This is a genomic window from Burkholderia sp. AU45388 (assembly GCF_030481585.1).
GTDB lineage: Bacteria > Pseudomonadota > Gammaproteobacteria > Burkholderiales > Burkholderiaceae > Burkholderia > Burkholderia sola.
Genome location: NZ_JAUJPV010000002.1, coordinates 575,586 through 602,501, shown reverse-complemented (window position 1 = coordinate 602,501; position 26,916 = coordinate 575,586). Strand labels below are relative to the sequence as shown.

25 protein-coding genes, 2 pseudogenes and 1 riboswitch are annotated in these 26,916 nt (G+C 65.9%); of the genes and pseudogenes, 13 read left to right on the top strand and 14 right to left on the bottom strand.

Translation table 11 applies throughout. The features are described from left to right. Position 1 precedes the first annotated feature (1 nt). The 5 genes from QZM72_RS06650 to QZM72_RS06630 all read left to right on the top strand — a co-directional run bounded on the left by QZM72_RS06650 (position 2) and on the right by QZM72_RS06630 (position 6,107). Positions 2 to 2,314, top strand: coding sequence for a hypothetical protein (locus tag QZM72_RS06650; RefSeq protein ID WP_301737587.1), 2,313 nt, complete (start codon positions 2 to 4; stop codon positions 2,312 to 2,314). Next, positions 2,311 to 3,792 carry a virulence factor gene (locus QZM72_RS06645; protein WP_301737585.1) on the top strand — a complete coding sequence of 494 codons (1,482 nt, stop codon included), beginning with the start codon at positions 2,311 to 2,313 and terminating at the stop codon, positions 3,790 to 3,792. Before QZM72_RS06650 ends, QZM72_RS06645 begins: the two co-directional genes overlap by 4 nt. 79 nt (positions 3,793 to 3,871) lie before the next feature. After that, positions 3,872 to 4,129 (top strand): PAAR domain-containing protein, encoded by a 258-nt coding sequence (locus tag QZM72_RS06640; RefSeq protein WP_301737720.1) that lies wholly within the window; start codon positions 3,872 to 3,874, stop codon positions 4,127 to 4,129. Positions 4,130 to 4,147: 18 nt separating this feature from the next. Further along, positions 4,148 to 4,462: a TrfB-related DNA-binding protein gene (locus tag QZM72_RS06635; protein ID WP_301737584.1), complete on the top strand. Its 315-nt coding sequence runs from the start codon at positions 4,148 to 4,150 to the stop codon at positions 4,460 to 4,462. A gap of 166 nt (positions 4,463 to 4,628) precedes the next feature. Then, positions 4,629 to 6,107, top strand: a complete 1,479-nt coding sequence (locus QZM72_RS06630) for an aminotransferase class V-fold PLP-dependent enzyme (RefSeq protein WP_301737583.1) — start codon at positions 4,629 to 4,631, stop codon at positions 6,105 to 6,107. Between the two features lie 93 nt (positions 6,108 to 6,200). On the opposite strand, the gene QZM72_RS06625 is transcribed toward QZM72_RS06630, so the two are convergent. Next, entirely contained in the window at positions 6,201 to 6,992 is a 792-nt protein-coding gene (locus QZM72_RS06625; RefSeq protein WP_301737582.1) for a helix-turn-helix transcriptional regulator, read from the bottom strand. A gap of 110 nt (positions 6,993 to 7,102) precedes the next feature. Between QZM72_RS06625 and QZM72_RS06620 the strand changes: the two genes are divergently transcribed. Next, complete coding sequence (locus tag QZM72_RS06620; protein ID WP_301737581.1) at positions 7,103 to 8,182, top strand: zinc-binding alcohol dehydrogenase family protein; 1,080 nt, start codon at positions 7,103 to 7,105, stop codon at positions 8,180 to 8,182. A gap of 256 nt (positions 8,183 to 8,438) precedes the next feature. Here the strand turns inward: QZM72_RS06620 and QZM72_RS06615 are convergent, their stop codons facing one another. The 7 genes from QZM72_RS06615 to QZM72_RS06585 all read right to left on the bottom strand — a co-directional run bounded on the left by QZM72_RS06615 (position 8,439) and on the right by QZM72_RS06585 (position 16,367). Further along, positions 8,439 to 8,831 (bottom strand): 2-oxoglutarate dehydrogenase, encoded by a 393-nt coding sequence (locus QZM72_RS06615; RefSeq protein ID WP_227789689.1) that lies wholly within the window; start codon positions 8,829 to 8,831, stop codon positions 8,439 to 8,441. Between the two features lie 82 nt (positions 8,832 to 8,913). Next, positions 8,914 to 10,746, bottom strand: coding sequence for a peptidase S10 (locus tag QZM72_RS06610; protein WP_301737580.1), 1,833 nt, complete (start codon positions 10,744 to 10,746; stop codon positions 8,914 to 8,916). A 700-nt stretch (positions 10,747 to 11,446) separates the two neighbouring features. After that, the gene (locus QZM72_RS06605; protein ID WP_089469003.1) at positions 11,447 to 13,261 is read right to left on the bottom strand and encodes an ExeM/NucH family extracellular endonuclease; all 1,815 of its coding nucleotides are present in this window, start codon (positions 13,259 to 13,261) and stop codon (positions 11,447 to 11,449) included. Positions 13,262 to 13,591: 330 nt separating this feature from the next. Next, positions 13,592 to 14,800: an MFS transporter gene (locus QZM72_RS06600; protein ID WP_301737579.1), complete on the bottom strand. Its 1,209-nt coding sequence runs from the start codon at positions 14,798 to 14,800 to the stop codon at positions 13,592 to 13,594. A 98-nt stretch (positions 14,801 to 14,898) separates the two neighbouring features. Further along, complete coding sequence (locus tag QZM72_RS06595) at positions 14,899 to 15,084, bottom strand: DUF1289 domain-containing protein (RefSeq protein WP_089469001.1); 186 nt, start codon at positions 15,082 to 15,084, stop codon at positions 14,899 to 14,901. Between the two features lie 2 nt (positions 15,085 to 15,086). Continuing rightward, positions 15,087 to 16,079 (bottom strand): CDF family Co(II)/Ni(II) efflux transporter DmeF, encoded by a 993-nt coding sequence (dmeF, locus tag QZM72_RS06590; protein WP_301737578.1) that lies wholly within the window; start codon positions 16,077 to 16,079, stop codon positions 15,087 to 15,089. 12 nt (positions 16,080 to 16,091) lie between these two features. Then, positions 16,092 to 16,367, bottom strand: a complete 276-nt coding sequence (locus QZM72_RS06585; RefSeq protein ID WP_301737577.1) for a metal/formaldehyde-sensitive transcriptional repressor — start codon at positions 16,365 to 16,367, stop codon at positions 16,092 to 16,094. Between the two features lie 115 nt (positions 16,368 to 16,482). After that, a riboswitch (yybP-ykoY riboswitch) is annotated at positions 16,483 to 16,650 on the top strand. A 69-nt stretch (positions 16,651 to 16,719) separates the two neighbouring features. Between QZM72_RS06585 and QZM72_RS06580 the strand changes: the two genes are divergently transcribed. Continuing rightward, entirely contained in the window at positions 16,720 to 17,730 is a 1,011-nt protein-coding gene (locus QZM72_RS06580; protein WP_301737576.1) for a sodium:calcium antiporter, read from the top strand. A 5-nt stretch (positions 17,731 to 17,735) separates the two neighbouring features. Here the strand turns inward: QZM72_RS06580 and QZM72_RS06575 are convergent, their stop codons facing one another. Further along, positions 17,736 to 18,374 carry a glutathione S-transferase C-terminal domain-containing protein gene (locus tag QZM72_RS06575; protein ID WP_301737575.1) on the bottom strand — a complete coding sequence of 213 codons (639 nt, stop codon included), beginning with the start codon at positions 18,372 to 18,374 and terminating at the stop codon, positions 17,736 to 17,738. A gap of 136 nt (positions 18,375 to 18,510) precedes the next feature. On the opposite strand from QZM72_RS06575, the gene QZM72_RS06570 reads away from it, so the two are divergent. The 5 genes and pseudogenes from QZM72_RS06570 (at position 18,511) to QZM72_RS35600 (ending at position 23,068) form a co-directional block, all read left to right on the top strand. Continuing rightward, positions 18,511 to 18,897 carry a helix-turn-helix domain-containing protein gene (locus QZM72_RS06570; protein WP_089468996.1) on the top strand — a complete coding sequence of 129 codons (387 nt, stop codon included), beginning with the start codon at positions 18,511 to 18,513 and terminating at the stop codon, positions 18,895 to 18,897. A gap of 22 nt (positions 18,898 to 18,919) precedes the next feature. Beyond that, a complete protein-coding gene (locus QZM72_RS06565) occupies positions 18,920 to 19,288 on the top strand; it encodes a hypothetical protein (RefSeq protein WP_301737574.1) in 369 nt (122 codons plus the stop codon). A 213-nt stretch (positions 19,289 to 19,501) separates the two neighbouring features. Further along, entirely contained in the window at positions 19,502 to 20,899 is a 1,398-nt protein-coding gene (locus tag QZM72_RS06560) for an MFS transporter (RefSeq protein ID WP_301737572.1), read from the top strand. Positions 20,900 to 21,466: 567 nt separating this feature from the next. After that, entirely contained in the window at positions 21,467 to 22,351 is an 885-nt protein-coding gene (locus tag QZM72_RS06555) for a helix-turn-helix transcriptional regulator (protein WP_301737571.1), read from the top strand. 128 nt (positions 22,352 to 22,479) lie between these two features. After that, positions 22,480 to 23,068 (top strand): annotated as a pseudogene (locus QZM72_RS35600) (GNAT family N-acetyltransferase). A 41-nt stretch (positions 23,069 to 23,109) separates the two neighbouring features. On the opposite strand, the gene tam reads toward QZM72_RS35600, so the two are convergent. Both tam and QZM72_RS06535 read right to left on the bottom strand, forming a co-directional pair. Then, entirely contained in the window at positions 23,110 to 23,895 is a 786-nt protein-coding gene (gene tam, locus QZM72_RS06540; RefSeq protein WP_301737569.1) for a trans-aconitate 2-methyltransferase, read from the bottom strand. Between the two features lie 191 nt (positions 23,896 to 24,086). Beyond that, positions 24,087 to 24,198: pseudogene (locus QZM72_RS06535) on the bottom strand (RNA-guided endonuclease TnpB family protein); the annotation flags it as partial. Between the two features lie 98 nt (positions 24,199 to 24,296). On the opposite strand from QZM72_RS06535, the gene QZM72_RS06530 reads away from it, so the two are divergent. After that, the gene (locus QZM72_RS06530; RefSeq protein WP_089468990.1) at positions 24,297 to 25,193 is read left to right on the top strand and encodes a LysR family transcriptional regulator; all 897 of its coding nucleotides are present in this window, start codon (positions 24,297 to 24,299) and stop codon (positions 25,191 to 25,193) included. Between the two features lie 61 nt (positions 25,194 to 25,254). Here the strand turns inward: QZM72_RS06530 and QZM72_RS06525 are convergent, their stop codons facing one another. The 3 genes from QZM72_RS06525 to cynS all read right to left on the bottom strand — a co-directional run bounded on the left by QZM72_RS06525 (position 25,255) and on the right by cynS (position 26,904). Further along, positions 25,255 to 25,689: an N-acetyltransferase gene (locus QZM72_RS06525; protein WP_301737568.1), complete on the bottom strand. Its 435-nt coding sequence runs from the start codon at positions 25,687 to 25,689 to the stop codon at positions 25,255 to 25,257. A gap of 178 nt (positions 25,690 to 25,867) precedes the next feature. Beyond that, positions 25,868 to 26,335 (bottom strand): nucleoside deaminase, encoded by a 468-nt coding sequence (locus QZM72_RS06520; protein WP_301737567.1) that lies wholly within the window; start codon positions 26,333 to 26,335, stop codon positions 25,868 to 25,870. 98 nt (positions 26,336 to 26,433) lie between these two features. Further along, complete coding sequence (cynS, locus tag QZM72_RS06515) at positions 26,434 to 26,904, bottom strand: cyanase (protein WP_089468987.1); 471 nt, start codon at positions 26,902 to 26,904, stop codon at positions 26,434 to 26,436. Positions 26,905 to 26,916 lie beyond the last annotated feature (12 nt).

Sequence of the window (26,916 nt, the reverse complement as noted above, 5' to 3'; positions counted from 1 at the left end):
GATGATTGATGCATCTCTCGATCCTCGGCCGGAAGAGGACGCACGCACCAACGAGCACGCCGCGAAGACCGACGTGCCCGACGTGGCTGCGCGGCGCCCGGAGCCCCCTCAGATCGTCGTCGGCCGGAGCGACGGGGTCTCGATGTGGACGAAAGACACCCGGCTGATCTGCATCAAGCAAATGCCGTTGCCTGGTGTCGTCATCTTCGTCCATGGCGTGAACTCCGAAGGTGAATGGTTCGAGGCGGCCGAGCAAGGGCTGTGCGATGGCCTGAACCGCCGGCTCGCCCGACTGGATGATCAACTCAAGTATCACGGCATCGACGCCGGGCAATTGGTGCCCGCGAAGTACACGGAAAGCGTGACGCCGGACGGGTTTCTGAATCCGAAGCTTTGGTCCGGCAACTACATCAAAGCCGATCCGTCCTTCTCGCCCGTCATCCATTTCCGATGGGGCTATCGGGCAACCGCCGCAGAGCTGAAAGAGTACGGCGACAAGATCTTTCTGAACGAGAAGGACTATTGGGGCGGCGGCCCGTTCACGAATGGCTGCGCGAGCCTGCCCGATCTCTGGCACGGCGGCCTCGACGATCGTGCGGCCGGGTGGTTGAGCGTCCAGGGGATCAACCCGACCAACCGGCCGCTGTATCGCGCACCGCCCCGTGCGTATGGCGTGCTCGCGGCGTTGCGCCTTGCGAGGCTGATCGAGTCGATTCGCCGCATGCAGGCCGACGTGCCGATTACCGTCGTGTGCCATAGCCAGGGCAACATCGTGGGCCTGACGGCGGCGTTCTTCGGCGATGCACTGCCCGACGTCGAAGATCCGTGGGGACGTAGCGGGCATTGCGTGGCGGATGCCTACGTACTGGCGAATGCGCCGTACAGCCTTGCGCGCGCAGACGGCCCGAATCCATCCGATACGTTCATGGATACCTGGTCGCAACGCGCGACCAGGGACGGCAGCGGTCGTCGCGGACGGCAGACCTACGCCGCGCGCACGAAAACGTTCGGCAAGTTTCTGTCGATCATCGGCACGCGCAAAGCCTACGAACTGCCCGCCGGCAAGATCGATGAGGACATGGCCAACGAACGGGTATCACCGACCAGCAAGCGGTCCTACGCGGCACAAGAGGATCGGGCTCGCCACGGCCTGAACGGGTCGACATATGGTCGCGTCACCGCGTATTGCTGTCCACACGACCAGGTGATTTCGGCGGTCACGGTTCAGGGCATCGGCTGGCGCGGCATCGACGAGAACGAGCTGAACGATATCAGCGTCCCCGGCGTGCTGACGCAGCGCGTCTTTGCCTCCGGCTTCCAGGTTGGCGTGCAGGAACGCTATCGGTATTGGGAAGATGACTGGCGGTATAACAAAAAGGGAACGACGTCGGGATTCTGGTATCCGCCTTCGCCACCTGCCAAGTTCAATCTTATCGGTGCGCTCAAGGGAAACGAGTCCGTGTTCGGGGTGGCGGCCACGCTTGCATCCGCGCCGATCATGTTGTTCGTGACCCAGATCAGCTCGGCATTGAATATGTTCCGCGTGAACGCCCTTCCGCCGAAGGGCTGGACCGTGGTAGCGGACGCGCCGGCACTTGACGAACCGTTCGCGCCGCAAGCGTTGCGGTTCGGCAAGCCCATCGAAACGAAGGACGGCAATGCAACAAGCGACTTCAACGAAGGCAACGATCCGCCGGCCGCATGGCGCGACGCAAGCAAGAGCGAGGCAGACAAGCGCGCGGACGATCCTTACGATCAGTACGAGGCGAAGAACAAGGATAGCGTCGCACAAGGGACGGCAGAGAGCGAAGCCGGACAGCGTTACGAGGACCGCGCGTTGATGCGGATGGAGGCGCGGCGAACGCTGAATACGGCATGGCTCGATGGTGATGGCCACGTGATCGGCGAGGACGGCAAGAGCGAAATGCCGGAGGGCTACAAGGAATGGCGCGATAAACAGATTGTAGATTGGCTCGATCGTGGCTCGACCAACAGCCCGACAAATCACTCCACGACGATGACCAATCCGAAGCATGCCAGAAAGGCACTTGCATACGATGTGGCGATCGGGGTTTGCTATCTGACGCCCGAGCAAATGAAAGCGCTGCGGATTGAAGCCGATTGGCGGATGGGAAACGGTATCCCAGAAGACAGTTCAAACAAGAAATATGCCGGCTACTTCACAAAAGGGATGCTTGACACATTGCCGATGCATGAATGGGTACATGCGGAAAGCAGTGAAGGCAAGATGCCAGACACGATCACGGATGAACGAGAGGGTCAGTTCTATCTGAAGGTGGGGGGTGCGATATGAAGGCACTGATCGCTACCTGGCCGCGACGTGCAGCCCTTGCGGTCGCAGCATGGATGATCGCGGCCATACTCATGGCGTCGTTGATTGCGCACGTAGAACAACCGGACCCGATACAACTGGAAATAGGAGATTGGATGAAGCGATTTGTAGTCGTGCCCAGCCTGGCTGCACTCCTGGTGCTCCTATTCACCACGGCCATGGTACGGTCGGCACACGCGGCCCCCGCGACGGAACTCGTAACGCATGCGGAGCCTTCTGCGGAAGAAGCGTCGAAGCCTTTCGTCGTACAGGTCGCTGGGTTAATCTGGTTAAATCCATTGGAGCGTAAAGACTACCCGACGCAATGGCAATTATTGTGGACGCAAGGGCTCTCAGCACCGAACAAGAACGATGACATGGTGCGAACCGATCCGAAGTCGTTCGCAACGCTGCAATCTGTAGCAGGCATTGCGTATGGCAATGATGGGACAGAGACGTTTAAAGGCTTCTATCACAAGTACATCAACGAGGCACTTGGGTTGATGCATACCCGTTATGCGACAAACGCAAAGTACTTCTACACGGTGAATCCAGACAATTCAAAAGACTGGCGCGAACTCGCCGGCATTCACGTTGAAGTTGCGATACCCCCAAGGCTCGACCCGATTTATGCCAGAGCAACATTGACCAAGGAGATTGTCGAATACTTCGAAATCGGCCCGCCGTTCCCCAAGACTTTGTGGAGCCGCGACACGCCTCCCGATGTGCAAATCACACAAGGCGGGCCAAACGCCGGATTCACATCCCTGAACAAAGCCTTGGACTACTTGCAGTCGAACCCCGACAAGAGCGTCTGGGTGATGAACTGGGACGCGCCCAACTTCCCGCCCGCGGATGCGCAGATCAACGAGAACCTTGTCGTGCTGTTCCTCGCTGGTCCAACGTTCAACACTGAGCGCGAACCGCTTGCCTGGATCGGCAAGGCCGCAACCAGTAACACGCGTGATTTTCCGCAGAAGGTCGGCACGACCCGCGCCGTGCAGGCGTGGAAGGCGACCATCGACCAAGCGGCACGCAACGCCGGCATCGTGGTCCCTGACCTCAACTACGTCGTTCACGACGCAGGCAAAGGCAGCGACGCATCGTCGGCACGTCTTGCCGTGCTCGCGCAGACCTTGACCGAAACCCTCCCCGAATACGACCACCGCAAACAGACATTCAACACGGCCGCCCTGCTCGGCGACATGGGAACAGGCAGCGCATTGACCGACGTCGCGCTCGCCATCGGCCGGATCAACCACTTTGGCGGCAACGCACTCGTCGCCGGCACGACCGCCCCCGAGCATCCCGTCGCGGTCGTCGTCCTGCCGCCGTCGAAGCTCACGCCGATCGATCCCGACAAGGACTGGTTCCGCGCACGCGGCGGCAACAATGCCTACCTGCCGTGGTGGGGGCGTCGGCACGATACAAATTACGGCATGCAAGGCTATTCATGGTGATGCACACCGGTGCGGCAGATTGCTTCATCCGAACGTGATCGCCGCGTCAGACCTCAAACCATTTGGAGGACGGAATCCCATGCGGGGAATTATCCGGGTAGACGATACGCACACCCACGGCGGCCGGGTCGAATCCGGCGCCCGAAAAAGCACGGTGATGGGACGCGCGGTCGCTCGTATCGGCGACGCGTGCTCGTGTCCGATTCATGGCGCCTGCACGATTGCCGAAGGCGACCCGGCCTTCGACATCGACGGCCGCCCCGCCGCGTTCGACGGCCACAAGACTTCGTGCGGCGCGGAATTGATCTCGTCGCTTCAACATTCGGGGCGAATCTGAATGCCGACGACCCGACGCATGACCGCCCAACAGTTCCTGCTGTTGCGGATGCACGATACGAGGATCAAGCCGCTGAACCAGTGGGCCTTGCATGAGATTTTCGTGAAGGGCAGATCACAGCGAGCGCTGGCCGCCGAACTCGGCATGACGCACTCCGCGATGTCGCAACTTGTGCGAAAGGCCTGGCGACGCTATCTCGAGCTGCCATGCAACGCCGCCTGCCTGACGACGCTCACGGTCACGATTCCGTCGAGGTACGAGCAGGCGCTACTGGCATGGGTGCGGGATGCGCACCGGTTATCGACCCAAGCCGGCCCCGATGCGGCGACGTAATCGCGACGATTCCAGCCAGCGAACCCACGGAGAAACGAATTCCTCCAATCCCATCACAAAGAAAACGTAATTCCACTTCGAGCCGAATCCCCAACCAACTTTGGATCCTTTTTCCTTTCTGTCCCCCGTATCATTTCCATCACTACGCAATCAGCAAGAGACGGATATGAGCGAACCCACCCCGCTGCACTACCTCGACTACGCAGCCACGACCCCCGCCGATCCCCGCGTGATCGAAGCGATGACAGCCTGTCTCGGCTTCGACGGCATCTTCGGCAACCCCGCATCCAGCTCGCACACCGCCGGCCGGCTCGCGAAAGACAAGGTGGAGCACGCCCGCGCGCAAGTGGCCGCCCTCATCGGCGCAGACGCCGACGAGATCGTCTGGACCTCGGGCGCCACCGAATCGAACAATCTCGCGCTGAAGGGCTATGCGGAAAACGCGACCGGCAAGCGCCACCTGATCACGAGCCGCCTCGAGCACAAGGCCATTCTCGACACGATGGCGAACCTGTCCAGGAATGGCATGCAGGTCACCTTCCTGACGCCCGACGCCCACGGCGAAATCACCGCCGACGCGGTGGCGGCTGCGATCGGCCCGGACACGGGCCTCGTGTCGCTGATGCTCGTGAACAACGAGATCGGCACGCTGACCGACATCGGCGCGATCGCCCGCATCGTGCACGCGGCCGGCGCGCTGCTCCACGTCGACGCCGCGCAGGCGCTCGGCAAGACGCCGATCGACGTGCGCGCACTCGGCATCGACATGATGTCGATGTCCGCCCACAAGGTGTACGGCCCGAAGGGCATCGGCGCACTGTTCGTCCGCCGCGAGATCGCGAGCCGGATCGCGCCGCAGATCCACGGCGGCGGCCACGAGCGCGGATTGCGTTCGGGCACGCTCGCCACGCATCAGATCGTCGGCATGGGCATCGCGTGCGAACTCGCCGCCGAAAAACTCGACGGCGAAGCCGCACGGATCGCGGCGCTCGGCGCGCGGCTCACCGAAGCGCTGTCCACGCTCGGCGACGTCACGCAGAACGCGGCCGCGGCCCGCCGCATCCCGCACACGCTGAGCCTGACGGTGCACGCGCCGGGCTTCTTCCCGTTCATGCTCGGCGAAGCGCTCGCCGTGTCGTCCACCTCCGCATGCAATTCGACCAGCGGCGCGCCGTCCCACGTGCTGACCGCGATCGGCCTCGACGCGGAAGCGGCCGGTCGCACCGTGCGCATCAGTTTCGGGCGTTTCACGACGGAACAGGACGTCGACTTCGCGATCGCCTGTTTCGCGCGTGCAATCGAGCAATGTCGGGCGGCAGCCGCGACCGGCTTCACCGCGTCGCGGCAGATCACGCCGGCCGACCTGAAGGCGATCCGCAATGCCGGTTTCCGTGCGGTGATCTGCAACCGGCCGGATGGCGAAGGCGCGGATCAGCCGGCGTTCGAGGAGATCGCCGCTGCCGCGCGCGAACTGGGCATGGACGCGCGCTACCTGCCGGTCGAACGCGACCGCATCGGCGACGCGGAAGTCGATGCGTTCGGCGCACTGGTCGACATGCTGCCGAAGCCGGTGCTCGCGTATTGCCGCAGCGGCAGCCGCTCCGGCATGCTGTGGAATCGGTTGTCCGCGCGACGCACGGCATAAGCCGCCCCCCGCCGTTACACCCAACCACCTGCGCTCACGCATGGAGCCGATGCTTCGCCGCGTGGCCGCCAGGTGGCGCCGGTCACTTCCGCATCACGTCCGTTCATCGTCGCTCACCGGCGTATAGATCGCGAGCTTCAGCGCGGGATCGTCGTTCGCCTGGAACGTCGCGTACTCGTAGCGCTGGATGCCACGTTGCGCATGCACGAGCACCTTCTCGCCCGACACGCCGATGCGCACGTCGTGCGCATCCCACCATTGCGCGAACTCGCCGCTGCCGACGCGCAAGCGCGCGACCAGTTCGACGAACGCCGGATCGTTCGCGTAGAGATCGTGGTTCGTGCGAAACAGCGCGATCATCCGGCGCGCCTCGTCGGCCCAGCCCGCGGCGAACAGCGCACGCGCATGCGGCTCGATGAACATGTAGACGAGGATGTTGCGATCCGCTGGTGCCAGCCGATCGAAGCCGAGCAGCTCGGCCGCCGCGGCATTCCACGCGAGGATGTCCCAGCGCCGGCCGGTCACGTAGGCAGGCTGCTGAAGATGCGCGACGAGCCGCGCGATGGTCGGCGGCACGCGCTCCGGCATGAACGCACGTGACGCATCGCGCCGCGCGAGCATGCGCAGATGGGCGGCTTCGGCCTTGTCGAGTCGCAACGCACGCGCCAGCGCGTCGAGCGTCGCATCCGACGGGTTGACGTCGCGCCCCTGCTCGAGCCGCACGTACCAGTCGACGCCGATACCCGCCCGTTCCGCGACTTCCTCGCGCCGCAGGCCGGGCGTGCGCCGGCGCGGGCCGTCATGCAGGCCGACGGCATCCGGGCGCAGCTTCTTGCGCCGCGAGCGCAGGAAATCGCCGAACGGGGTTCGCGTGGTGACGGTCATCGGGGTCGCTCCATGCAGGGTGGTACCGGCCAATCCTGGGCTCGCGCCGGGCCTTGTTGCGAATTCTAAGCCTGCCAGAATCGGCGCGTCCCCCACCCTCAGGAAGCGTCATGAAAGCTGCGATTCTGAAGTCGCTCGGCCAGCCGCTCGCGATCGAAACGATGCCGGACCCCGTGCTCGGCACCGGCGAAGTCATCGTGGATGTCGTCGCGACACCGGTCTTGTCCTATGCGCGGGAAGTGTTCAGCGGCGAGCGCCGCTATCCGATCGAACTGCCGATGGTGCCCGGCTGCGGCGCGATCGGCCGGGTCCGGCAAACCGGCCCCGACGCGACGCGGTTGCGGCCGGGCGACTGGGTGTTCTGCGACCCGACCGTACGCTCGCGCGACGATGCGCGGATGCCCGACATCGTGCTGCAGGGCTGGAGCGCACGCGGCGAAGGCGGCAAGCAGTTGCAACGCTATTTTCACGACGGCCCGTTCGCCGAGCGGCTGCGCGTGCCGACCGAGAACGCGGTGCAGATCGGCGCGATAACGCCGTCCGACGCCGCGCGCTGGTGCGCGCTCAATACGCTGCTCGTGCCGTACGGCGGCCTGCTTGCGTCCGACCTGCGCGCCGGTGAGATCCTGCTCGTCAGCGGCGCGACCGGCAATTTCGGCAGCGCTTGCATCGCGGTCGCGTTGGCGATGGGCGCACAATGCGTGGTCGCGCCCGGCCGCAATGCACGCGTGCTGGCGGATCTCGAACGCCGCTTCGGCGAACGCGTGCGCACGGTCGCGCTGACCGGCGACGAAACCGCGGACCGCATCCGCATGCAGCAGGCGGCGCCGGGGCCGATCGACTGCGTGATCGACCTGATGCCGCCGTCGGTGCCGGCGACGACGGTGCGCGCCGCCGTGATGGCCGTGCGTCCTTATGGACGCGTGGTGCTGATGGGCGGCGTCGGCATGCTCGGCGGAGCCGGGCTCGAGCTGCCGTATCCGTGGATCATGCGCAACGACATCACGCTGCGCGGCAAATGGATGTACCCGACGGAAGCCGTGACGCTGATGACGGGGCTCGTGCGCGGCGGGCTGCTCGACCTCGGGCATTTCGACGTGACGGTCTTCGCGCTCGACGACGCGAACGACGCGGTCGCGCATGCGGCGGAACATGGCGGGCCGTTCAGGATGACGGTGATCGCGCCGTAGCCTGCACGACGGGTACTACTTCGGATACGCCAGTTGCAGCGCGACCCAGCCGGACGTCGCGTCGTCGTAGCGCGCCGCGATATCGGCAAGCAGGCCGGGCAGCACCGAATCGCTCCGCCCCGACGCGCGGATCGAACCGGACGCGACGAGCGACAGACGGAATAGGACGCCCCCGATGCCCGCGGCATGCGGGATGAAAAACGCGCGGCGGCCGATGCGATCTCCATCGCACCGGCCGCCGCCCTGCCTCGCTACGTCACTCGTCCTGCTGTTCCTGCTGCGCCTGCACCTGCCGCTGCCGGATGAACTGCCGCACGTCGCTCATCGTCACGCGGCCGGTGTGCTTCGCATCGATCTCGTCGAAATGCTTCGACACGAAGCCGAGCCCGCTGCTCTGCGCCTGCGCCTTCGTCACGGCCGCGCCGTTGCTCAGCACGGTATTGCCGCCGAGCCGCGCGTCGACGCGCTGCTGCGCCTGCTGCTGCAACGCCGCGCCGGTCGACGGCAGCACCGGCGCCGCCCGCGTGGCCGGAAAGAACGGACCGTCGACACCGCGCCCGCCGTGCGGCAGCTTCACCGGCGCCACCGCCTGCGGCGGCAACGCGTAGGCACTGCTCATCACGGCACCGAGCACGATCAACGGAGACATACGCCGCATCAATTGGATTAGGGACATGATCGCTCGCATTCAATGGATGAATAGAGGGTTCCTTCGATAAGGAGTCCGTCGCTCAAGGGGCCGCCGCCAGCGTCGTCGCGGCCGTCGCGCCCGGGGCGCCGCCGGTCGGTACGCTGGGCGAGTTTTCATCCGGCCACGGCGGCGGCAGCGTGTGCAGCGTCAGCGCCGTCGGAATCCGCGCGCCCTTGTAGAACGTCTGCAAATCCCGCTTCATCTGCGGACGGGCGACGTCGTCCAGGTAGATCATGTGACCGCCCTGGAAGAAGTTCACCTGCAGCTTCGGATTGAGGCCCTTCACCGTCTGCAGCCGAGCGAGCTGCTTTTCGGTGCTGAAGAACGGCGTCGCGAGATCGTGGAAGCCGTTCTCCGCGAGCACGCGAAGCTTCGGGTTGAGCTGCAGCGCACCGAGCAGATCGGGGATCGTGTCCGGCATCGGCTGGCCGTCGTGCGAGAAGTCCCAGACGCCGATGATGTCGTCGTTCAGCGGCAGGTAGGTCGCGTTCGGGGCCGTATAGCCGAGGTAGTCCGGCATCTGCGTCGCGAGCGCGTTCGTGAACGGCTGCGAGATCAGGATGTCGGACGGATCGCCGTCGTTCTGCAGTCGCGGGTCCGAGTTCGGCAGCGACACGCGCCCGTCATAGCGGCCGATCGTCGTGCCGGGCAGCAGGCTCGTGCCGAACGGATTCGCGTTGAAATAGCCGCGCAGCGCCTGCTGCGTGAGGCTCGACGGAATCGACCACAGCCTGAGCGTCGCGTCGCTCGGGAACACCGGCGTGCCGAGCGCATCCGGAATGCCGAGCTGGCTCAGCACCCACGACTGCGAATACTTCTGCAACTGGTTGTAAATCAGCGTCGTGAACAGTTCCGTCTGCAGTGCGTACAGATCCTGGTTCACCGGCGCCGGCGACACCTGGTTGAAGTACGCCGCGACCGCCGCATAGCCGGGCAGATAGCCGGCCACCGTATCGGTGTCGAGCAATAACCCTTCGGTCGACTGCGTGATCGCCACCGCTTCCACCGCGTCCGCGAAGTAGTTCAGGATCGACGACTGCAGCACGATGCCCGTCAGGTGCACGCCGGCCGATTCGAGAGCGAGCGCAAGCATGTCGGTACGCGGCGTGCCGTACGATTCGCCGTACAGGTAGATCGGCGACGTGCCGCGGCTGTTGACGTTCAGGTAGCGCTGGATGAAGTCGCGCATGATGTTCACGTCCACGTCGGAACCCCAGTACTTCTGGTTGGTGTTCGGCAACACGGCTTCCGACAGCCCGGTGCCGGGCGGGTCGATGAACACGAGGTCGGTGGTGTCGATCAGGCTGTCCGCGTTGTCGACGAGCGGATAGTTCGGCCAGTTGTTGCCGAACAGCGGATCGGGCGTGGCCACGCGGGTCGGCGCGAACGAGCCGAGCCGCAGCCAGATCGACGACGAACCGGGCCCGCCGTTATAGACGAACGTGACCGGGCGCGGCTTGCCGTTCGTGCTCGGCGCGGTGTACGCGACATACGACATCGACGCTTCCGGATTGCCGTTCGCGTCCTGCGCGGTCAGATGGCCGGTGGTCGTCGTGTAGTCGATCGTCCTGCCGCCGCCCTTCCACTGGTAATGCATGACGGCCGCCTTCTCGGATACCTGCGACGGCGCGAGGCCGTCGGTCGCGTTCATCGAGTATGCGACCGGGTCGACGTACGGCTGGTTGGCGGCGGGCGCCTGCGTGCCGGCCTGCTGGCTCGCGGTGGCCTGCGCGAGGCTCGACGCGCCGACGGACGACGAATCGTCGCCGCCGCATGCCGCGAGCGCCAGTGTCATGGCGGTCAATGCGCCTAGCCCGGCCAGCCGGCCGCGACGAACACGGCGGCTGCCGGTACTACTCCTGTCTGGTTTCATCTCTTTCCTTTGGCTTCGGATACCGCATCACAAAGGCCGCCAACGCCTGCGACACGCGCAGGCCTACCCCGCCACTCGCATTGCACGGTCGGCAGTCGGCGGTTGGGAATCGGACTTCTCAGAGACTGAACTTGATACAGACACAGCAAACTGCTGGCGAGAATGGTGCTCGGACGCGCCCCCTGCAGTTTGGTCAACTTTTGTATTACCGAAATTTACGACATGACAAAAATAGGCGGTGCTGCGCCGCGTTGTCAAAGATCATTCGGATATTAAAAATCCCGCAATGATGCGAAGGGCAGACAGTGTGTGGAATTTGAAAGAAAACGGGATTATTCGTGCACGGTGCGTTTTGGCGGCAATGCTACGCCGAATATTTTACTTTTCACGCGGAATGCAGAAGCCTTCCCCGTCTTGGCGCAGCAAAATCCAAAGCCTTCAAAACGATAGAGTTATTCTTTCAATTTTATTATCACTGGCCGATTAAAGCGAATGCCCCAGCATGTACATGCAATTCGATGATTCCTTCCACCTCGATCGCTTTTCAAGCGAAGTGCCGATGTGCAGCGCATCATCCATAAAATACCGGCTCGATTAATTATTCGCGGAATTATTTACCCGGTATTCGAACGGCTTTCGGGACAGGCGCGATGTCCGGTATTGCCGGCCGTCGCACCCGTCGTAAAAACTCAAACCACGATTACTTCCCGCCGCCCGGCAGCGCGATATCGATCAGCACCGGATCGTGATCCGACGAGCGATACGCGTCGGCCGCATAGAACGTCTTCTGCTGCTCGGCCGACTTGTACGCGAGCGTGTACTGCAGCGCGAGCGGCTCGTCCGCGTTGATGTGCCATTCGTGCACGGCCTTCACGTGCGACGCGAGCGGCAGCGTCGCGAGCGCGTGGTCGAGATAGCCGGCTTCGCCGTTGTACACGTAGCTGTACGCGTTCGCACCGATCCAGCGCGCGACGAGGTTGCGGTAGCCGCGCGATTCGAGCGTGCGGATCGGGTCTTCGTACGTGTAGCTGTTGAAGTCGCCGATCAGCAGCACGCCCTGGCTCTTGACGCCCGTCGGGTTGCCGGCCAGCCAGTCGGCGACCTTCGCCGCCGCGCGCGTGCGCGTCGGGTTCCAGCAGCCCTGGCCGTCGCCCTGGTCGAGATCGTCGTTCGCGGCATCCGGGCAGTTCTTCGACTTCAGGTGGTTCACGGCCACCGTCAGCGCCTGCTTGTTGCCGCCGACCAGCCGGAACGACTGCGCGAGCGGCTGGCGGTTCTTGTCGTCGATCGCGAGCGTCGCCGCGCGACCGACCGGCTCGACCTTGCGGCTGTCGTAGATCATCGCGACCGCGATCGCGTCGCCGCCGAGCCGCGACGTGCCCGGATCGACCACGCGCCACTGACTGCCGAGCTTCGCCGCGAGCTGGCGCACCGCGCTCAGTTCGCCGTAGCCGTTGTTCTGGATCTCCATCAGGCCGATCACGTCGGCGTCGATCGCCTTCAGCGCGCTGACGATCTTCGCTTCCTGGCGCTGGAATTCCTGGAACGTCTTCGCGCCGCGATTGTTCGGATCGTCGAAGCCGCCGCCGAGACCGTTGCCGTTGAAGTAGTTGAGCACGTTGAACGACGCGACGCGCAGGTTCGATTTCGGATCGCGCGCCGGTGCGTTCGTGCGCGGATTCTCGCGCTTGTCGAACGCCGGCACGGCCGCGCCGGGCAGCGGCTGCACGCGCCATGCGCCGTAACGGACTTCGAGCACGCCTTCGACGTCGCGCACCGTGTAGCCGGCGCGCAGCGTATTCGCAGCCGATAGGCCCGGCGCCGGATACGGCACGGTCGCGGGGTTCTGCTTGTTCGAGCCGTCGTCGAGGATCAGGCGGTTGCGTGCGTTCGCATCGATCCGCGTCTGGGCCTGCGCGGGCGGCACGACGCTCGTCGGCGTACGCAGCCGGCCGTTGCTGAGCATCACGCTGCCGTAGCGGCCGAGTTCGTAGTTGTCGGTGACGCTCAGCGTCTGCGGCAGGCGCACCAACATCCCTTCGTACGCGGCGAACGCGTTCGGGCTGTCGACCGGCAGCGTGAGCGTCGCGGGCGTGACCGTCTGGCCGTTCGCGCACACCGCGATCGCGCCCGACAGCGTAAGCTGCGTCTGCCCGTATTTCTCCTCGACCTTGCCCGTCACGTGCACGAGATCGCCGGCTTTCGCACGCACCTTCGGCGCATAGACGAACAGGCCTTCGGACACGCCCGGCTGATTGCGGCGCTGCGCGTCGGCCTGCTGGACGAAGAAGCCGCCGAAGCCGTCCGTGCCGCCGAAATCCGCGGTGACGACGGCTTCGATCGACGCGTTCTGGCCGGCGAGCGGCGACGGTGCGCCCGGCCCCTGGATATCGGCGATCGGCGTCGTGCTGCCGCCGCAATTCGGGCTGACGGGCGCGGCGGTGGCGGCGAATACCGGCGCGGCGAGCGTCGGGAGCAGCAATAGCGGGGCAAACAGGCGGATTGTCGAACGCATGGCGGGAATCCCGGTTGTGAGGGTGGCGAAAGCTTAGCGGCGCTCAATGACAGTTTTTGGTAATAATCAGACAGGCCGATGTAATTGCCGTCATCACGCCGCGATCGCCCTGCGTCGTATGGCCAAGTCTCGACACGGCAGCGAACCTTCCGAGGAAAATGCGCCGCGCTAGCCCGTTCCCGGCAACGCGCTCGACACAAGCACGGCCGAAGAATACGAAGCGCTGATCGAATCGAACATCGAGGACTGCAAACGGCTGCAGCGGATGTTCGAGAACATGCGTTTCTCGCGCGCACCGATAGCCAGACCATCCGCCGCGCGCATTCGGCGCTAACGATCCCGCCCGGCGTCGAAAGACGGGCGAACGCACACGAGCAGCACGATGGTCGCCGCGCTGAATACGGCCCCCGCGTAGAACGTGGCCGCGGCGCCCGCCCGATCCCACAGCACGCCCGCGACGACGCTCGATACGAGCGTCACGATGCTGCTGACCAGGTTGAACACGCCGAACGCCGTGCCCCTCAGTTCGGCCGGCGCGGCCTGCGCGACCATCGTCGCGAGCAGCCCTTGCGTCATCCCCATATGGAGCCCCCACAGCGCGACGCCGACGAGCACGGTCGGCCAGTGCGCGCCGTGCGCCAGCACGATATCGGCGGCGATCAGCAGCACGAGCCCGACCACCATGAGTTTCGTGTGGCCCGTCGTATCGGCGAGCTTGCCGAACGGGTAAGCGGACAACGCGTACACGACGTTCATCGCGACCATCACGAGCGGCACGAGCGCGACGGGCACGCCGCTGCCCATCGCGCGCAACACCAGGAACGCCTCGCTGAAACGCGCCAGCGCGAACACGCCGCCGACGGCGACGACCCACCAGTAGCGGGCGCCGAGTTGCGCGACGACCGCGCGGCGGATCGGATTCACGCGCTTCTCGCCCGGCGCGCGCGCCGGTTCGTCGATGCCGAACGCGAGCAGCGCCACGGCCAGCACACCCGGGATCACGGCCAGCCAGAACGCGAGGCGGAAATCGTCGCGCCACACCAGCATGATGACGACGGCCAGCAGCGGCCCGAGGAACGCGCCCACCGTGTCGAGCGACTGGCGCAACCCGTAAGCGGCGCCGCGCAGGTGAACGGGCGTGACGTCGGCGACGAGCGCATCGCGCGGCGCGCCGCGAATCCCCTTGCCGACGCGGTCGACGATCCGCGCGGTCACCACGACGCCGATCGTCGGCGCGATCGCGAACAGCGGCTTGCTGAGCGCGCCGAGCGCATAGCCGGCGACCGCGAGCCATTTTCGATTGCGCAGGTAGTCGCTCAGCGTGCCGGAGAACACCTTGACGACCGGCGACGTCGCCTCGGCGATCCCTTCGATCAGGCCGATCGTCGTCGCGCTCGCGCCAAGGCCGGCCATCAGGAACATCGGCAACAGGCTGTGGATGATTTCGGACGACACGTCCATCAGCAGGCTGACACAGCCGAGTACCCACACGCTGCGCGGAATCTGCCGAAGAATGCCGGTCGACGCGTCGGTCTGCATGGATCGCTCCCGATTCAGGAATCGTGATGCCGAATGCCTGTGATGCTACCGCACGCCCGCGACCCTGATCGCGGGCTGCGGGAACGTGTGCATGCTTGCTATTGCGCCGCGTCGCGCCGCAGCTTCGCCTGCCGGCGCGTACGGTCGTTCAGAATCTGGTGCCGGCGATGATCGGTCAGCTTCTTCCAGCCGCGCGCCTCGTCGCGCGTGCGCAGGCAGCCAACACACAAGCCCGTGCGGCCGTCGAACGTGCACAGCTCGATACACGGCGATTTCACGGCCACGATCAGGCCGCCTTCGCAGGCGTCATCACTTCGACCGTCACGTGCGACATGCCGTCGAAGCGCGCGAGCAGCGCATGGTAGAAACGCGCGTCACGCGCGGCATCGCCCGATTCGACCGACACGATCGCGCTCATGTGCCCGGGCCCCACGCGCCATACATGAAGGTCGTTGACCGTGTCGCCGAGCGCCTCGATCGCACGGCGCACGTTGTCCGTCAGCTTGCGGTCGACGTTGACGTCGAGCAGGATTCCGCCCGTATCGCGCATCAGTCCGTACGCCCAGTTGGCGATCACCAGCGCGCCGACGATGCCCGCGAGCGGGTCCATCCAGACCCAGCCGAACGCGCGCGCGAGCAACAGGCCGACGATCGCCAGCACCGACACGGCCGCGTCGGCGATCACGTGAACGTAAGCCGAGCGGATGTTGTGGTCGCGATGCGCGGCCGAGTGCGAACCGTGATCGTGGTGTGCGCCGTCGTGATCATGATCGTGGTCGTGGTCGTGCGCATGATGATGGCCATGCCCGTGATGGTGATCGCCGCTCAGCAGCCACACGCTGGCGAGGTTCACGGCAAGCCCCAGCACGGCGATCGGAATCGCTTCCTCGAAGTGGATCGGCACCGGCGCCAGCAGGCGCGCGATCGCCTCGTAGCCGATCAGCAGCGCCATCATCGCGAGCACGATCGCGCTCGTGAAGCCGGCCAGGTCGCCGAGCTTGCCGGTGCCGAACACGAAGCGCGGATCGTCGGCGTGCCGGCGCGCATAGGTATAGGCCAGCGCCGCGATCAGCATCGCGCCCGCGTGCGTCGACATGTGCAGCCCGTCGGCGACCAGCGCGAGCGAGCCGAACAGCGTGCCGCCAACGATCTCGGCGATCATCATCGCCGTGCACAGGCCGATGACCATCCACGTCTTCCGCTCGTTCCGCGCATGTGCGGCGCCCAGAAACGCGTGGCCGTGCACACCGCCGGCCGGCGTGCGGTCGAATTCGTTCATGTTCCTGCCCGGTTACCTGAAATAGCTGTGCACGACGTCAATGAGCTGCTCGGTCGCGCTGCCCTCGTGTGCGTCGGGTGTATCGGCATCGACGAGATGGGACCGGATGTGGTCTTCCAGCACGACGGCCAGCAGCCCGTTCATCGCGCCGCGGCAGCTCGTGATCCGTTGCAGCACGTCGTTGCAGCCGCGCTCTTCCTCCAGCGCGCGCTCGACCGCTTCGACCTGTCCCTTGATACGGCGCACGCGGTTCAGCAGCTTCTGTTTCTCGCGGACGGTATGACTCATCGATGACTCCTGTATAGGGGAGGGGAGTATATCTCCGAAATGCTGCCCCTATAGGATGGAGGGGTATATTTTTCGGGACGCAGGCTTGTCGAACAAAAACCGCTCGGCTAGACTGCTTTTCGTCTTTGGGGAGTAGCCTGCTTTCCGTCCCCGGAAAGCGAACGTGTCAACACACTCGGCCTGCGGCCGTGGCGCGTTCAGCCTGATCGGCCTGGCGAGACCACCGGCACATCGCGTCGTTCCTGGTCGGACGGCGGCGGATGTGTCATGGTTCGTCAGCGTCCGACCACGGAGTCCCCATGTTCTTCCCTGCTCACCTGCCCCACGCCATCGCTGCCCGCGGAGGTGCCGCATGACCTTCATGTTCGTCGAACTGGCGTTCATGCTGATCGTGATCCTCGTCGCCGCCGAAGTCTTCACCAACGCGCTCGAACATCTCGGCGAACGCCTGAAGATTTCCGAGGGCGTGACCAGCTCGCTGTTCGCGGCGGTCGGCACCGCGCTGCCCGAAACGATGGTGCCGCTGCTCGCGCTGGCCGGCGGCACGTCGAACCAGGCCGTGAACGAGGAAATCGGCGTCGGCGCGATTCTCGGCGCGCCGCTGATGCTCGCGACACTCACCACGTTCCTGATGACGCTCGCCGTGATGCGCTCGCGCGGGCTGCGCGGCACGATCGCGCCCGAACGCACGGGCTTCGTGCGCGACGTGAACACCTTCCTCGCCGCGTTCTCGCTGGCGACCGTCGCGATGTTCGTCCCGCATCACAACTGGGCCGTGCGCGCGCTGCTCGCCGCGATGCTGGTCGGTCTCTACGTGATGTACGTCGTGATGACGTTCCGCGCGTCGACAGGGCTCGTCGATGCCGGGCACGGCACCGAGGCGCCGCACGCGATGTTCCTGTCGCGCGTCGGCCTGCCGACCAACCTGGCGACGATCGTGCTGCAACTGCTGATCGGCGTCGCGCTGCTGGTCGGCGGCGCGAAGGGCTTCATTCACGGCGTCGAAGGCGTGTCGCACGTGCTCGGCGTGTCGGCGCTGCTGCTGTCGCTGATCATCGTGCCGATCGCGACGGAACTGCCGGAGAAGGTCAACAGCGTGCTGTGGATCCGCCGCGGGAAGGACACGCTCGCGTTCGGCAACATCACCGGCGCGATGGTGTTCCAGGGCACGCTGCTGCCCGCGATCGGCGTCATGCTGACACCGTGGGAGCCGCGCCCCGAGGTGCTGACCGGCGTGATCATCACGCTCGCGGCGGCGGTCTGGCTGCGCGTCAACGCGCGCACGCGCGGGCTCGCGATCTGGGCGCTGTTCGCGAACGGCGCGGGGTATGCGGCGTATCTGGCGTTGACGCTGACGCGCTGAATGCGTCAGGTCGCGGCCGGCCGTGCATCCGCCTGCAACACCTGCTGCACCGCCGGCCGCTCGCGCACCCGCTCGTACCACGCACGCAGATGCGCATGCCGGCTCAGGTCGATATCCGCGTTGTACACGGAACGCATCCAGTCGGCCTTGCCCCAGCCGGTCAGCGCGAACAGGTACGCATCGGCGACCGTAAACGTGTCGCCGGTGACGAACGTCCTGCCGTCGAGCTGGCGGTCGATCCACGCGAAGCGGCCGTCGAGCTTCTGCCGGACAGGCTCGACGTACTTCCCCGCCTGCACCGCATACAGCAGCGGGATGAAGCCCTTGTGGATCTCGGTGCCGAGAAAGTTCAGCCATTCCATCAGCCGGTAGCGCGCGAGCGTGCCGTAAGCGGGCGCGAGCGCGGCCTCCGGGCGCTGGTCCGCGAGATACTGGGCGATCACCGGCCCTTCGCGCAGCATCGTGCCGTCGTCGAGTTCGAGCAGCGGCACGTAGCCGAGTTCGGTCACGTCGTAGTAATCGCGGCCGCCGTCGACGACATGCTTGCGCGCGTCGACCTTGACGATCTCGGCGTCGAATCCGCCTTCGCGCAGTACGATGCAGATCGCCTGCGAACAGCTGCCGGGAGCGTGATAGAGCTTCATGCGTTTCCTTCGTGGGTTGTCCATGTATCGATTCGCCGCGACGCGGGCGCTAATATCTCGCATTGGCGCGGCGCCGGGAAGACGGCAGTCGTTTGTGCCGTAGTCACAAAAAATTTACCGACCAGGATTCGGCACGATGAAAACGAGTGCGACAGGATGTTCCGTTGAAGAAGCGATGCGCCTGCTCGGCGGCCGCTGGCGGCTGCTGCTGGTGTCGTATCTGCTCGACGGGCCGCGCCGCTTCAGCGACCTGCGGCGCGACATGCCGGGCATCTCGCAGCGGATGCTGACGCTCGACCTGCGTGCGCTGGAAGACGCGGGGCTCGTGCGGCGCACCGTCTACCCGGAAGTGCCGGTGCGCGTCGAGTACGATCTCACCGCCGACGGCGACCGACTGCGGCCGGTGGTCGACGTGATGCGCGAATTCGGGTTGTGGCTGAAGGCGCGCGACGCACGGGCCGATGCAACGCCCGACGCCGACGCCGGTGTTGCAACCGAAGCCGCCATGCATTCCCCCCGATAACCATCACGCAGGAATCAGGTTCATGGAACTTCACGCTACCGTCGGCGCGGCCACGTCCGATCTCGACGACGACGAAAGCTTCGCCAACATCTACTGTCACGATGCGGAGCAGGACTATTGCTTCGCGCTGTCGCGCTTTCCGGACGACACGCTGATCGAAGTGATGGTGCGCGACCAGCTCAACCTGCGCGTCAAGGATCTGTCGGTGCGGCTGACCGACGATACGATCGACGTCGAGATCGAGCCCGGCGTCGCCGCGCGCCTCGACGGCCAGACGCGTTACGTGATCCATCTCGCGACCGGCCAGTACGATCCGGTCACGCTGCGCGCCGCGCTGCAGGAGATCTTCGTCGGCAAGAACGGCTATCGCGACGACGGCACGCACGGCTGACCGGCTGCAGACGCACGCTCCTTCGCCACGACGCCGGCACATGCCTGCCGGATCTCGTTCCCACATACTGAGCGCCATGCGTCCCATTAATAGGGATGCCTGCCCAGATGTTGACGCGCGCCACGCCACGGCTCTAACGTTCGCCCCAATGCCATTCGATTCGGCCGTCTCGTTCGCGAGCGCCGGCCGGCGCATAGAACACAGGAGACGACCGTGGCCCAATCCGCGTCAAGCACCCATGCCAACCCGCCGGAGCGGCCATCCGCGCATGCCGGCGCCTCATCCGAATCCATATCCGCCACTCGCGCAACCGCAACCACGGCCCCGGCCACGCCGCCGAGCCGCAAGCGGCTGCTGATCCTCGCGCTGCTGTTCGTCACGGTCGTGATCAACTACCTCGACCGCAGCAACCTGTCGATCGCGGCGCCCGAGCTGTTCAAGGCGCTGAACATCGATCCGGTTCGCGCGGGCCTCGTGTTCTCCGCGTTCGGCTGGACCTATGCGCTGATGCAGATTCCGGGCGGCTGGCTCGTCGACAAGGTGTCGCCGCGCGTGCTGTATGCGGTGGCGCTCGCGCTGTGGTCGGCCGCGACGCTGCTGCTCGGTTTCGCCGGCTCGTTCGTCGGGCTGATCGTGCTGCGCCTCGCGGTCGGCGCGCTGGAAGCGCCGGCCTACCCGATCAACAACCGCGTGGTGACGACGTGGTTCCCGACCCGCGAACGCGCGAGCGCGATCGGCGGCTACACGTCCGGGCAATTCGTCGGCCTCGCGTTCCTCACGCCGGTGCTCGCGTGGCTGCAAGCGCGTCTCGGCTGGCACATGGTGTTCGTCGCGACCGGCCTCGCCGGCATCGCATGGGCCGCGATCTGGTATGCGGTGTATCGCGAGCCGCGCGCGTTGCGCGGCGTCAATGCGGCCGAAATCGCGCTGATTCGCGACGGCGGCGGGCTCGTCGATCTCGAGGACCGCATCGCGGCGCGCGGCGAACGCGCGCCGTCGACGTGGCGCGACCTCGGCGTCGTGCTCGGCCGGCGCAAGCTGTGGGGCATCTACCTCGGCCAGTTCGCGCTGAATTCGACGCTGTGGTTCTTCCTCACGTGGTTCCCGACCTACCTCGTCAAGTATCGCGGGATGGATTTCATCAAGTCGGGCTTCCTCGCGTCGCTGCCGTTCCTCGCCGCGTTCGTCGGCGTGCTCTGCTCGGGCGTGCTGTCGGACTGGCTGATGCGGCGCGGCGCATCGCAAGGCTTCGCGCGCAAATTGCCGATCATCTCGGGGCTCCTGATCTCGACCTGCATCATCGGCGCGAACTACGTGAGCTCCACCGGCTGGGTGATCGCGTTCATGACGCTCGCATTCTTCGGCAACGGCTTCGCGTCGATCACGTGGTCGCTCGTGTCGGGGCTCGCGCCCGCGCGACTCCTCGGCCTCACGGGCGGCGTGTTCAACCTGATCGGCAACCTCTCCGCGATCGCGACGCCGATCGTGATCGGGCTGCTGGTCGACGGCGCGGACTTCTCGCGTGCGATCACCTACATCGCCGCGATGGCGCTCGCCGGCAGCCTGTCGTACGGGTTGCTCGTCGGCAAGGTGGAACGTATCGACGCGTAGACGCACAAGGGCGGCACACCTGTGCCGCGCTGCTTGACCGCTGCCCCGGTCGGCGTCACAACCGCCGACACCCGTCACGCGCGAGATCGCCAGGATGACCTGGCGGCGTAGTCGAGCGCACCTGTATCGGTATCGACGCCGACGGTGCGCCGACGTTGCCCCGCTTGGCGCGCCACGCCGCCGATTCGGTCGACTCCGGAAACGCTACCAACCCTCCCTTGCCTTCCTGGCCGCAGCCGATTCAATTGCCGCGCTCGCCTTCGGCCGCGCGCCAATCGCTCTCGTCCCTCCGAAGTCGCGTGTCTTCGATTCACCCAAGCGTGCGCCCGGCGGCAGGATGCGCCTGATCACGTTGTTCATCGGCATCGCTTGTCGGTCGATTGAAAAAGGCCGCGACTCGTTTACACTGCCCCGATATGCCCTCTTCGGAATGACACGCGACGTTTTACGGGGCGAACGGCTCGACAGGACGCCTGCCGGCATGCCCTCCCGATCGCGAGCCGGGCAGATGCTTTTTTCGTATCAACGGAACGCGCGTCATGGGCGGAACAGGCCCTTGGGAACCGCATGCTGCTCAACGTGAACTCCATCCACCGCGACGACGATCGCGTCAACCTGTCGTTCAAGGCATTGGGCGAGCTGATCGAGACGGTCGGCACGCCGCACTTCGTGCCGCGCCTCACGCAACTGCTGAACGACGTCGTGCCGCTCGACGTCGCACACGTCGAACGCTCGCGCGTCGATGGCACGATGCCCACCGGCTATCGTTGCGAATGGATCGGCAGCAGCGGCATCGGCGCCGCGTCCACCGAAATCTCCGACGTGATGACGCTCTACTACGAGCGCTTTCTCGACAGCGACCCGCTGTTCGCGGGGCTGCGCGGCAAGACGGGCACGATGCTCGTCGTGCGCGACATCGCGGCGATCCCGCCCGGCGAATTCCGCCAGCGGCTGTTCGACGACGTGCATATCGGGCATGAATGCGTGCTCGCACGCGGCACCCGCTATTCGCAGCATTCGATCGCCCTGGAGCGCGGCCGCGACCGGCCGCCGTTCACGCTCGCCGAGATGAACCGCTTCCGCAGCATCAGCGACATGCTGTTTCCGCTGCTCGAACTGCATGCGTCGACCACCGCCGCGCGGCGCATCGCGCATGCGACGCCGGATCTCCATCCGCTCGCGCAATTCGATGCGCGTCTCGCGGCCGACGGCGTGAAGCTGTCGAAACGCGAATACGAAACCTGCAAGCATCTGCTCTCGGGCAAGACCGTGCCGGAAACCGCCGACATTCTCGGCGTGCGCGTCGCGTCGGCCGAGTCGTACGTGAAGCGCGCATTCGCGAAGCTCGGCGTGCGCACGAAACGCGAACTCGCCGCGTGGGGAGCGGCCGCCGCCGCGCGCGCTGCCGACGGATCGCACGACGGCGGCGCACCGCCGGCCATCCCGCGCTGACCCGAGCCGCTCGCTGCGTCTGCGTCCCAGTGCGGTAAACGAAGCAACGACAAGCACGCGATTCGACGCGCCGACGATCGCATCGCGAACACCACCACGCCACTCCGCCGAAGACAGGACACCCACCCATGGACCGAGCCGAACACATCAGCATCGAGCCGACGCGCGCGCTTGCCGCCGATGAGCTGAACGCATGCGATTTCTCGTTCGACATCGCGTGGGAATTGAATGCGCCGTATCAGGACTTGCTCGATCTTCGCGCGCTGCCGGCGCGGCGCAAGGACTACGGCTTCGATCCGGCCCGCTGGGCGAGCGAAGCGCCGGGGCGAACGGCGCTGTTTCGCGCGACGGCCGGCGAGCGGCTCGCCGGGTTCGTCGCGATCGAGGAAAGCTGGAACGGCATGGCCGAGATCGCGGAGCTGGCCGTCGACCGCCACTGCCGGCGCCAGGGCATCGGGCGGCTCCTGCTGGCGGCCGCGCAAGCGTGGGCGCGCAGCCAAGGGTTCGGCTTCATGCGGCTCGAAACCCAGGCGAACAACGTCGCCGCCTGCTCGGCGTATGCGCGCGGGCTTCGCGCTCGGCGGCCACGACCGCTTCCTGTACGCCGATGGCGAAAACGCCGGGGAAGTCGCCCTGTTCTGGTACAAGGACCTGCGCGACGGCCAGACCGCGCGAAGCCGCACGGTCGACCCGGCATCGGTGCGGCCGGTGCGCTGACGCGTCGCCATTCGGCGCGTCAATGCCGTATCGATGCCGCGTTACTTGCGCGTCGCCACGATGAACAGGCGCGGAAACGGCAGCAGCACCGCGCCGTCGTCCTGCACCGGATAGCCGTTCGGCCCGGCCAGCGCATCGCGATAGTGCGCGACGAACGCGCGCTGCTCGGACGCGTCGAGCGCCGCGAGAAACGGCCGCAGCGCGCTGCCCTTGAACCATTCGACCACCGCGTCCGCGCCGCCGCGCAGCGGGTGGTAATAGGTCGTGCGCCACACGTCCACGCGCGCGCACAGCGGCGCGAGCAGCGCATGGTAGTAGCGCGCATCGAACCGCTCGGTGCGCGCCGCGGCTTTCAGCTTGTCGGCCCACGGGCCGGCCGCGGCAACTTCGCGCATCAGCCGATGCGCCGGTTCGTCGAGATTGTCGGGCATCTGCACCGCGAGATGGCCGCCCGGCGCGAGCCGGCCGACGAGCATCGGGAATAGCGTGTCGTGCGCGGGCACCCATTGCAGCACCGCATTCGACAGGATCAGGTCATAGCCGCCCGGGTCGTCCCAGGTCGTAACGTCGGCAAGGTCGAAACGCAGCGCCGGGAGGCGCTTGCGCGCGGCCGCGACCATGTCCGCCGACGCATCGATCCCGTGGATCGTCGCATCCGGTGCGCGAGCGATCAGCGCTTCCGTCGAATTGCCGGGCCCGCAGCCGATATCGATCGCGGTGCGGATCGGCGTGTTCGGCACGGCGGCCAGCAGGTCGCGCACCGGGCGCGTGCGTTCGTCCTCGAACTGCACGTACTGGTTCGCATATTGATCGAGCGAGGTCGTCACGATAGGGCTCCTTGTCGGCATGGGCGGCCGCCGCGCATCCGCGCAGGGGAATGCCGCAGGCCGCCGATGCAGCGCATTCTGCGACCGCGCCCGACCTTAAGTAAAATGAATTTAATATCGTGATTGATTCAAAATTCTGTTGACGTCGTCCTCGGCCTAAAGGCGGACGAGTCCAACACCTGGCGATGCACACGCGCATTCGCGACCTTGGCGTGCAGCTTCGCGATATGCCGCTTGCGCTTTCGCCAGCTTCTCCGCCGCGCGTCGACCGAACTGGTCATTGGGCAGCTTCTCGCCGGTCGAAAAGCATGCAGGTGATCTGACCCGCGGAAGAGGCTACCTGTCAACAGCACTCCTTTCCTTCCCCCCATCAATGGCGGGGTCTCTCGGAGCAAATTCTGATGAAGATCGATACGCTCGGTGTCCAGGCTTTCGTCGCGATCGCCGATGGCGGCAGCTTCCGGCAGGCGGCCGATACGCTGCACGTCACGCAAACGGCAATCACGCAGCGGTTGCGCAAGCTCGAAGCATATCTCGGCGTCGCGCTGGTCGAACGCACGACGCGCCGCACTACGCTGACCGAGATCGGCCGGCGTTTCCTGCCGCAAGCGCGCCGGCTGCTGAACGAACTGTCCGACGCGCTGACCGAAATCCGGGAGACGGGCCTGAGCCAGCGCGGCGACGTCACGATCGCGTGCGTGCCGACGGTCGGCGTGCAGTACCTGCCGCGCATCCTGCGCGCGTTCTCCGGGCACCGGCCGCACGATCGCGTGAAGATTCTCGATCACGCGTCGGCGTCGGTGCTGCAGGCCGTGCTGCGGCGCGAGGCCGAATTCGGCATCAGCATCGCCGGCGACCAGCACCCGGAACTCGTCAGCGTGCCGCTCACGCACGATCCTTACGTGCTCGTGTGTCGCGACGATCATCCGCTCGCGAAGCGGCGGCGCATCCGCTGGGTGGCGCTGCAGCCGCATCCGCTGATCTTCGCCGGCGAAGTGAGCGGCAATCGCGGGCTGCTCGAAGGGGCGCTGAAGACGAGCGGCGTATCGCTGCATTCGTTCTACGAGGTGCAGCGCAGTTCGACGGCGCTCGGGCTCGTCGCCGAAGGGCTCGGCGCGGCCGTCGTCCCGAAGCTCGCGATCCAGAAGAATGCGTATCCGATGATCCGCACGATCGAGCTCGTCGAGCCGTCGGTGTCGCGCACGCTCGTGCTCGTCATGCGCCGCAACGCACAACTGTCGCCGGCCGCGCGGGCGCTGTACGACATGATCGTCGAGCGGGCGGCGCCCGGGCGGTGATCCGTGCGCGATGCGCGGCAACCGGCGTGTCACGAGATGCCGCGAAGCCGCCCGTTGCCGCTCAAAGCACCTTGACCATGAACACGCGCGCCGCGCCTTCCGGCTCGCACGGCACTTCGCCGAACGTCTCGTAACCCTGCTTCCGATAGAAGTCCGGCGCCTGGAACGAGATCGTGTACAGCACCGCACGCGCGCACCCGCGCCGCTTCGCTTCCGCTTCGGCCTCGCACAGTAACCGGCTGCCGAAGCCGCCGCCGCGCAGCGATTCGGGCAGATAGAACAGATCGATGAAGAACAGGCCGAGCGACGTGCGGCCGGTGAGGCCGCCCACTACCTCGCCGGTCGCGGGATCGGTCACGTAGACGTCGAGCGCGGCCGTGTCGGCGCGCCCCGTCATCGCATGGTTGAATTCGCCGAGCTTGCGGCTGATGAAGTCTCGGGCGGCCGGCTGCTCCGTGTCGGTCAGATGCAGGGTGACGTCGGGATGGGCTGTCATGGAGGCGAACGCGTACGTGAGAAGAGCGCCGGGCGTGCGGGGCCGCGGCGGGCGTCGCACGACTATAGCGCGTCGTCATGCGCTCACGCCACCGCGAGCGACCGCCGCCGCCAGGCCGCGACGACCGCGCCGATCGTCATGCCCCGCGCTGAACCGCGCCACCGTCGCACGCATCGCGTCACTTCGCGTTCAATTCCTTCCAGCGCCGGTACACGTCGATCGCGCCATCGTGCTTCTGCTGCACCATCGGCAACCGGCGCTCCCCGATCGGCTTCGTGTATTCCGCATAAAACGTATCGAGCTCGAAGTACTTGCGGTCGTCGCGATAGAACGGCGCGTAATCCTCGCGCGTCGTGATGTAGATCACGCGCTTCGGGCTGCAGTAGTACAGCGAGCCGAGGCACATCGGGCACGGGCTCGCGAGGATGTAGATCTCGCAGTCGGTCAGGTGCTCGGTACCGAGCTTGCGGCACGCGTCGCGCACCGCGAGAATCTCCGCGTGCGCGGTCGGGTCGCTGGTTTGCGCGACGAGATTCGGGCTCTCGGCGACAATCTCGCCGTCGCGGACGATCACCGTCGCGAACGGGCGGCCGCCCTCTTCCACGTTCTTCATCGCGAGATCGATCGTGCGCTTCACAAAATCCATGGGTGTGTCCTCGTTGAAACGGCTTGGCGGGAACGTGCGCCGGGCGGCACACGTCGGGCGATACGGCGCGGCACCGTCGTAGCGGCGCCGCGCCAGCGTCAGAACGGCTTGGTCGGCAGGTACTTGCCGTCGAGCGTGATCACCGCGCGCGAACCGCCTTCCGGATCGTCGACCTTCTTCACGTCGAGCCGGAAATTGATCGCGCTGATGATGCCGTCGCCGAACTTCTCGTGCACGAGCGCCTTCAGCGTCGTGCCATACACCTGCAGGATTTCGTAGAAACGGTAGATGGTCGGGTCGGTCGGCACGCGATCGTCGATGCTGCCGCGCAGCGGAATCGATTGCAGCAGCAGCACCGCGTCGTCGTCGAGGCCGAGCTTGTCGGCGACGACGCGCGCCGCGTCGGCCGGCAACGCATGCTGGCCGAGCAGCGCGGCCGTGACGAACGCTTCGCTCAGGCCCGTGCCTTCGGTGAGCTGCGCGAACGACAGGTCCTTGCGCGCCTTCGCGAGGACGACGGTTTCCGCCAGCGCGTGACGCGCCGTCTGACTGTGCTGGGACTGGATCATGGCAATTCCTCG

Bases quoted from the DNA above. Each gene is read 5' to 3' on its own strand.
- QZM72_RS06650 (WP_301737587.1), top strand. From the start codon at position 2: ATGATTGATGCATCTCTCGATCCTCGGCCGGAAGAGGACGCACGCACC.
- QZM72_RS06645 (WP_301737585.1), top strand. From the start codon at position 2,311: ATGAAGGCACTGATCGCTACCTGGCCGCGACGTGCAGCCCTTGCGGTC.
- QZM72_RS06640 (WP_301737720.1), top strand. From the start codon at position 3,872: ATGCGGGGAATTATCCGGGTAGACGATACGCACACCCACGGCGGCCGG.
- QZM72_RS06635 (WP_301737584.1), top strand. From the start codon at position 4,148: ATGACCGCCCAACAGTTCCTGCTGTTGCGGATGCACGATACGAGGATC.
- QZM72_RS06630 (WP_301737583.1), top strand. From the start codon at position 4,629: ATGAGCGAACCCACCCCGCTGCACTACCTCGACTACGCAGCCACGACC.
- QZM72_RS06625 (WP_301737582.1), bottom strand. From the start codon at position 6,992: ATGACCGTCACCACGCGAACCCCGTTCGGCGATTTCCTGCGCTCGCGG.
- QZM72_RS06620 (WP_301737581.1), top strand. From the start codon at position 7,103: ATGAAAGCTGCGATTCTGAAGTCGCTCGGCCAGCCGCTCGCGATCGAA.
- QZM72_RS06615 (WP_227789689.1), bottom strand. From the start codon at position 8,831: ATGTCTCCGTTGATCGTGCTCGGTGCCGTGATGAGCAGTGCCTACGCG.
- QZM72_RS06610 (WP_301737580.1), bottom strand. From the start codon at position 10,746: ATGAAACCAGACAGGAGTAGTACCGGCAGCCGCCGTGTTCGTCGCGGC.
- QZM72_RS06605 (WP_089469003.1), bottom strand. From the start codon at position 13,261: ATGCGTTCGACAATCCGCCTGTTTGCCCCGCTATTGCTGCTCCCGACG.
- QZM72_RS06600 (WP_301737579.1), bottom strand. From the start codon at position 14,800: ATGCAGACCGACGCGTCGACCGGCATTCTTCGGCAGATTCCGCGCAGC.
- dmeF (WP_301737578.1), bottom strand. From the start codon at position 16,079: ATGAACGAATTCGACCGCACGCCGGCCGGCGGTGTGCACGGCCACGCG.
- QZM72_RS06585 (WP_301737577.1), bottom strand. From the start codon at position 16,367: ATGAGTCATACCGTCCGCGAGAAACAGAAGCTGCTGAACCGCGTGCGC.
- QZM72_RS06580 (WP_301737576.1), top strand. From the start codon at position 16,720: ATGACCTTCATGTTCGTCGAACTGGCGTTCATGCTGATCGTGATCCTC.
- QZM72_RS06575 (WP_301737575.1), bottom strand. From the start codon at position 18,374: ATGAAGCTCTATCACGCTCCCGGCAGCTGTTCGCAGGCGATCTGCATC.
- QZM72_RS06570 (WP_089468996.1), top strand. From the start codon at position 18,511: ATGAAAACGAGTGCGACAGGATGTTCCGTTGAAGAAGCGATGCGCCTG.
- QZM72_RS06565 (WP_301737574.1), top strand. From the start codon at position 18,920: ATGGAACTTCACGCTACCGTCGGCGCGGCCACGTCCGATCTCGACGAC.
- QZM72_RS06555 (WP_301737571.1), top strand. From the start codon at position 21,467: ATGCTGCTCAACGTGAACTCCATCCACCGCGACGACGATCGCGTCAAC.
- QZM72_RS06530 (WP_089468990.1), top strand. From the start codon at position 24,297: ATGAAGATCGATACGCTCGGTGTCCAGGCTTTCGTCGCGATCGCCGAT.
- QZM72_RS06525 (WP_301737568.1), bottom strand. From the start codon at position 25,689: ATGACAGCCCATCCCGACGTCACCCTGCATCTGACCGACACGGAGCAG.
- QZM72_RS06520 (WP_301737567.1), bottom strand. From the start codon at position 26,335: ATGGATTTTGTGAAGCGCACGATCGATCTCGCGATGAAGAACGTGGAA.
- cynS (WP_089468987.1), bottom strand. From the start codon at position 26,904: ATGATCCAGTCCCAGCACAGTCAGACGGCGCGTCACGCGCTGGCGGAA.